The organism is Pseudoalteromonas sp. S4492, from assembly GCF_005886115.1.
Taxonomy (GTDB): domain Bacteria; phylum Pseudomonadota; class Gammaproteobacteria; order Enterobacterales; family Alteromonadaceae; genus Pseudoalteromonas; species Pseudoalteromonas gelatinilytica.
The window spans coordinates 1-6,696 of record NZ_PNCP01000088.1 but is presented as its reverse complement, the minus strand read 5'-3'; the positions used below and the strand labels follow the sequence as shown (position 1 = coordinate 6,696).

The following is a 6,696-nucleotide window of genomic DNA, read 5'->3' as shown; positions in this document are numbered from 1 at the left end:
AACCCATAACATATAATACTTGTGCGTATGGTGTCGCCTTTAGCAATTCGAAACCAACACAAAACACTTAGCACCTAGCACCTAGCACCTAGCACCTAGCACCTAGCACCTAGCACCTAGCACCTAGCACCTAGCACCTAGCACCTAACACCTAACACCTAGCACTGTAGACGTGAAATTTATTTCGCGCGAACCCATTAAAAAACAACTTCGGAAGAATTTTGTATTTATATAGGTACAGATATCAAATAACCTGTATTATGCATGCTTTGTTGTTGGGTGGTGAAACCTCTTAATTAACCACCTGATTATGTTGTTGAAATTTTAAGGTGAAATAATGTTAAAAGGGAACTTTGCGCGCATTAACATGGCTTTGGCCTGTTTGCTTGTGTTAAATCTTGGGGTTGCTGGTGCTTCGGCTAATGACGATACACCAATTGAGAGCGTGGTTGCAGATGCTAACTTCTTAACGTGTTTACAAGAAAGTGGCTATAAAACTGTGGGGGAGGTGACAAAAATACATTGCAGAGATCGCGGTATTACCTCAGCCAAAGGGCTTGAGCATTTTAGTAACTTAACAAAACTCGTCCTCAGTAATGAAGGAGATAGCTTCATCGTTGGTGAAATTGGTGGCATTACAAGTAGACCTGCCGATAAGAAAGTGCCAAACCAGCTGACCGAAATCGACATAAGCCACAACAGCCAGCTTTTCCATGTTAATTTAAGCCAAAATAGCCTTACGAGTATTGATGTAAGTAACAATGAAGAGTTAGAGACTTTAATGCTGAGTGGTAATAAGCTTTCAAAGCTTGATGTAAGCACTAACGGTAAACTTACATGGCTTGATCTTAAAGATAATAAGCTGACAGGTGAATTGACGCTTGTTAATTCTGAACTGTATCAACTTAATCTGTCGGGCAATAAGCTCACAAAAGTAAATATACCGAGTGGTATTCGTAACCTTGAGCTTGCAAATAATCAGTTAAAAAACCTAGATTTAAGCAAGTTCAAGATGCTCAGCGAACTAAACCTAGATGCCAACCAGCTTAGCGCTTTAGACATAAGCCATAATAAAAAGTTAACTGCACTTTACGCCAGTAATAACCACTTAAGCACTATCGATTTAACAGCAAACCCCATGCTTCAAGTGCTCTTTTTGTCGAATAACAAATTAAAAAACATTGATTTACGTGAACATGCAAATTTAGTAGATATCAGCCTTTTTAATAACCCACTAAAAAAAGTAGATGTAAGCAAAAGCTATAATTTAGAGCTGTTAGAACTCGACAGTGGTGTTGAGTGCATAGGCATAGGTTGTGCAACAAGGTTTGAAGGGTACGAATAATAGCGTGTTGGGCAGAGCACTGCGAAGCTCGATAAGTTAGCGAGGGGAAAGGGGAAAAGGGAAACGGAAAAGTTCCCCGAACTCGCAAACTTTCCCTTTGTAACTCGCTAACTTTTGTTCTTAATCTGATAGCTCTTATGTTTATCACGCGAAATAAATTTCACGCCTACGGATGAGCATTTCAATTTAACTATGTGCGGGCACAATCTAATCTGACTTCTAACGACTGATATCTAATATCTCCTTCCTCGTCCCTCGCATTTAATAATTTTGGTTGTTTTGCATCCCTCCATAATTCATCCATTATTGTGATATACCCTTTGAGATATGTACCTTTTGTACCCCAAATTTAGTGGGCTAAAGCTTAACCGTTTCGAAAATAAGTCTGTCGGACTTTTAGTAGAAGTAAGCATTTTATTAATTAATAGTTTGTCGAAATTACAATCAATAATTAGGAATCGTGATATGAATCAGTCTAAAAGGATTAGTGCTGTATTGGCTTTATCCCTACTTTCACTAGTTGGGTGTTCTGATGATGACTCTACTGAACAAGAAGCTGTTGCTAATGTAGCGTTGAAATCGATGACCCCAGTGTCTGATAACGTTTATCAACCAGGGCAACAGATTACTGTTGATTTCAGCACAGAAACAACCTTATTAACGAATGAGCATGTAGGTGTTTCCTTTATTTTGATTGAAAGAAGTAAAGTCGCTGAGCTTGAAACTGAAGATGAGCCAGATGGCTACGATTTAGGTGAGTTTGATATCGAGCAGTTACAAGAAGGCGAGCAAAATCATAGTGCAACATTAATTTTGCCAAACGAAGATCTCGCTGCGGGTGAATTTGTCATTGCCGCTTTTGTTGACACAAGCGGGGTGATCTCAAATGAAGTTGATGTAACAGATAATAAGTCGCGGGGCATTGAGTCTGGTGACGAAAGCACCTATAGCTCGGTAGTCATTGGCGATGGTCATTATCATGATTTTGTTTTAGATAAACTTAAAGTTGGCGACGGCTATGCTGTTTTTCCTGGTCCGGGTAAACGAGATACCACAGGGACTGGTGAACCTACGCAAAAAATACCTGATTTAATCGGCTTTATTAATGCCACCAAATTTGGCAATTCTGTCAATGAGGCTGACATCAGTGCAACGATAACCATCGGCGAAACCACTTATCATGCTCACTTATGGAATGAGCAAGCGCAAGCTTATATGGAGACGATGCGTATTAAGTTTCCTGATCATGAGCAATCTCATTACTTTCCTTGGGATGTTGCTGTAAATGGTGTATTGCTCAAAGCGATACACGATAATTTTGATCACGATGGTGGCGAAAACAGCTTTAGCATGACATTTACCTTCCATGATAACTCAGAAGAAATTGAAGCTCACAGTGACAATAATAGTATTACCGTTGAGGTACCTTATGCGCTTTATCATGATGAAGTGAGTACCGCAGAATCGGCAGAACTAAATAGTAATAAAACTACAATAGCTTCAGTATCAGCGATGCAGACTACAGCTGCAGCAGCAACAACCTTGGCTAAAGTTGGTAGTTGGAGTGCGACCTATGGTGACAGTGATGCTGTGGCTATCAGCCCTTCTTTTTATAGCTATATGAATGTTTCTTCTAGTAATGGTGGTTCAGCTGAGGGGCTAGTTGAAGCAGACCTAGACCTTTATTTATTTGATAAATCAGCAAGTTTGGTAAGTGCTAGTGCTGAAGCGAGTGCCAATGTAAGTGATGGTGAAATTACTTATGCAGCAAACTTTAGTGTGCTGGGTGATACGTTAATTGACGAGGGCGATACGTTATCGGCCTTAGACAAATCTTTAGGATATAGCTGGAGCGAAGAGCAAAAAGTGGTTGAAACGACGTTCACCATTGTGATTGTTCCGGTGACTGTTGAGGCAGGTGTTAGCGGAAGTTTAGATTTAGGAGTTGGTTTAACTTATAGCAATAGCCGTATTGACTTAGGGGGAGATATTGTTACTGCTAGCATGGATGCGTATGCGACAGCTGAAATAAACCTAGGCATAGCAAGTGGCGGTGTTGGTATCGATTTCTTGATTATTGCAGATACATTTAATGCCACACTTTATGCAGATTTAGCTAAAGCTATCACTGATTCTAAAATAACCTTAGGAATTGATGTAACAAATGATATTGAGGCAATTTCAGGTGAATTTTATGTCTATGTTAAATACCCTAAATATAAGTGGTGTTGTACGGTTAAGACGAAAACTAAAACTCAAACTATCTATGATACCAGCACTTTGTACGATAAAAGCTGGACAATTTTAGACGAATCAGCAACCTTAAACTATTAGTTTGAAGGCTAAGGTATAATGCGTTTAATTAACATGAGTTTATTATTTGGCACTTTATTAGGCTATGCTTCGGCGGCTTATGCGGTGCCTCAGTGTACTGTTTGGGCTGAACTTCAATCAAAAGCAGATACGAATATTATCTCGATGAAAAGCCCTTCAAAAAGTCAGTTTGACTTGCAAGGGCGGTTGATTTATCGGCCATTGTTGGTTGAAGAGGAATCTCACTGGTTGGGTTTTGAGCTGTACCAAGCTCAAGCAAAGTTAAATAAAACGGTAAGTACAAGCAATGAATATGCTGTGCCTTTTGCCGTGAAAATTAACAATAACTCAGGTGAAGTTTTAGATTATCGGTTTAATGCTAAATTAAAACCGGCCGATCAACAGAAGCTGATTGCTTTATACCGTGCCTTTCACCGTGCAAAACACCCTGAAAATTTACAGGGTGATAAGTACTGGGTTAAAGAACGTGATGATATTGGTCAGTACAAATCACTCTACACGGTTTTAGCTGATAACAAACTAAAGCGTAATAAACTCAGTTACATAGAACCAACTGACACTAGACAAAGCGCTAATGCTGCGAAAAAGCTAATGCAGTTGGAAACGGCGAACATTATTAGTGATGAGTTTACTTTTGAAAACGATAAGTGCTGGTTAACAAAAACCCTCGGAAATAGTCATATTCAAGTCAGTAGTAGTGATGGAAATATGAATATTGAAGTACTGCAAACACTCAGTTTAAACCGTTCAAATCAATCGATACCCGATGATGCAAGGTTACTACAATTACCCGAAGACCCTAATCAATGGAAAAATTTAAGCACAGATTGGGTTTACCCTAAAGCGCCGCCTCAACCCTTAAAAAATACAGAAGCGTTTATCACTGCTTTAAAAAATATGGATTGGCTAGAGGGAGATCGAAAAACGCTTTTGCAATTTCTTTATGACAACGATCAGTATTTACAGAGCTTAAAAGAGCTTATTTCAACAAAGGCAATTGCTGATCCCCTAGAAAGTAAATTGTTTATGTACTTAGGTAAACATGACTCAGTTAATTCAAAACAGTTACTGACGGAAGTGTTTGTTGAACAAGGTTTATTTTCACCAAATCAGCGTTTTAGAAGTTTAATGGCACTAAAATACAGTGAAAAGCCTTTAACGGACATGCAGGTTGAGGCGATTTTTGAGTATTCAATGTCATATGGTCTTGATGAAGAAAATTCTAAGCTGGCTCACAGTGCTTTAATGGTAATGGGGGCTATAGCAAAAAATCAGCAGGGCAGTGAGTTTTCGAGTCAGTTAACCCAAAAGTTAGCTGATTCATTGAGTTCGAGTGCAACAGATAAAAAAGCATCTGCCCTAATCACCGCACTGGGCAATAGTGGAGACTATGATCATCAACAGCTTATTGGTGATTATTTAGCTGGCGACAGCCCAAGATTACGCCTAAATGCAGCAGAGGCCTTGGCAAAAATGCCAAGTAAAACCAGTTTGAATTACTTGAGTAATCAACTAAATCAAGAAACTGATAGTAAAACGCAAGGGGCGATTTTAAAAGCAATGGGTAATAATGAGTTAGACGCAAAACAAGTAGATAGTATTTACGCCTTTGCTGACGCTAGTAACCCGAAAGATATTCGCAGTGCCGCTATATCGGCGTTGAGTCAACAAGCAAAGTCAAAACCAGAGGTTAAAAGCCGTTTAAAAGCGCTTGTTAAGACGGAAACTAATCAAAAGAACCTGCGTCAATTAATGAAAGCGCTGTATGGTTCGTAAAAGCATAAGTTAGCGAGCTGGTAGGTTGGGTAGAGCGGAGCGAAACCCAACAAGTTAGCAAGTTAGAAAGAGTAAAGGGGAAAGGGTAAAGGAGCTATCAGCTTTCAGCCGTCAGCTATCAGATTGAAAAGTTAGCGAGTTAGAAAGAGTAAAGGGGGAAAGTTTACTCGCAACTCGCAACTCGCAACTCGCAACTCGCAACTCGCACCTAGCACCTAGCACCTCGCATCTCGCACCTAGCACCTAGCACCTAGCACCTATAACCATTCCTACGCGATATAAAATCGCTGCTACAATCTCGCTAACTTGCAGCTACTGAATCAAACTCACTTGTTTTACATACGTATCGGTTTGCAAACCAAAGTGGCCGAGAACATAGGTGTAGGTGGCATTTTCATTCCATAATCGGCTGCTGTGAATGCCGTACACATAGCAAGTGCCAGTTGAGCAGACGATTTGATCAGAGTAGCTCTTTATGGAATACACTTTGTCGCCTAATGCTTCTCCATAAATGCTATTTAATAATGGGCTGCCAACCGATAAACCATAGTAACCACATGTGTTATTCCACACATTATATGGGTAAACACCACAACTGAGCAGGCCGCGCGCGGCACCTGCAACACCAACAAAGGTATCGACATCTGATGCCATGCCTAGCTTATAAATTTGCTGGGCTGCGAGTGTGACACCCATTGAATGGCCTATAATATCGATCTTACCTGTGCAAGATTGGTTGATTGCAGTAAGAATAGCGTTACGTACGGGCGTTTCTTCACTGCCGTTATGATCGTTGCAACTCGCGCAAGATTTAGATCCCCAATCTGGGGTGAAAATTTCACTGTCGACATACCCTTTTCGTTTTAATTCGTTGATTGTGTTATTCCAACTCGAAGGGGATGCGGTATTACCATGTACCAGTACAACGTTATCTCTACATGCTGCAAAAGCAGTTGTGCTCATACCTGCGCATAGCGCAATCATCGTCAATAGGCGTTTCATTGTGTGTTCTCCTGTTTAACATTTAGTTTACAACGTATGAAATTTAAACAGGGCTGGATATAGTACTTTCGTGCAGCGATACTATTTCGCATTGTGCAATGTATACCGTTTTATTTTGCTAGCACTGTAGGCGTGAAATTTATTTCGCGCGATGAACAAAAGAGCTATCAGATTGAAAAGTTAGCGAGTTAGAAAGAGTAAAGGGGGAAAGTTTACTCGCAACTCGCACCTAGCACCTA

4 protein-coding genes are annotated in these 6,696 nt (G+C 40.1%); 3 read left to right on the top strand and 1 reads right to left on the bottom strand.

The genetic code is table 11. From position 1 onward, the window contains the following. The first annotated feature begins 337 nt into the window (after positions 1-337). The 3 genes from CWC28_RS20775 to CWC28_RS20765 all read left to right on the top strand — a co-directional run bounded on the left by CWC28_RS20775 (position 338) and on the right by CWC28_RS20765 (position 5,455). Positions 338-1,345, top strand: coding sequence for a leucine-rich repeat domain-containing protein (locus tag CWC28_RS20775; protein WP_138625708.1), 1,008 nt, complete (start codon positions 338-340; stop codon positions 1,343-1,345). Between the two features lie 465 nt (positions 1,346-1,810). Next, the gene (locus tag CWC28_RS20770; protein WP_138625707.1) at positions 1,811-3,679 is read left to right on the top strand and encodes a hypothetical protein; all 1,869 of its coding nucleotides are present in this window, start codon (positions 1,811-1,813) and stop codon (positions 3,677-3,679) included. A gap of 18 nt (positions 3,680-3,697) precedes the next feature. Beyond that, positions 3,698-5,455, top strand: coding sequence for a HEAT repeat domain-containing protein (locus CWC28_RS20765; RefSeq protein ID WP_138625706.1), 1,758 nt, complete (start codon positions 3,698-3,700; stop codon positions 5,453-5,455). Between the two features lie 312 nt (positions 5,456-5,767). On the opposite strand, the gene CWC28_RS20760 is transcribed toward CWC28_RS20765, so the two are convergent. After that, positions 5,768-6,457 (bottom strand): alpha/beta fold hydrolase, encoded by a 690-nt coding sequence (locus CWC28_RS20760; RefSeq protein WP_063700501.1) that lies wholly within the window; start codon positions 6,455-6,457, stop codon positions 5,768-5,770. Positions 6,458-6,696 lie beyond the last annotated feature (239 nt).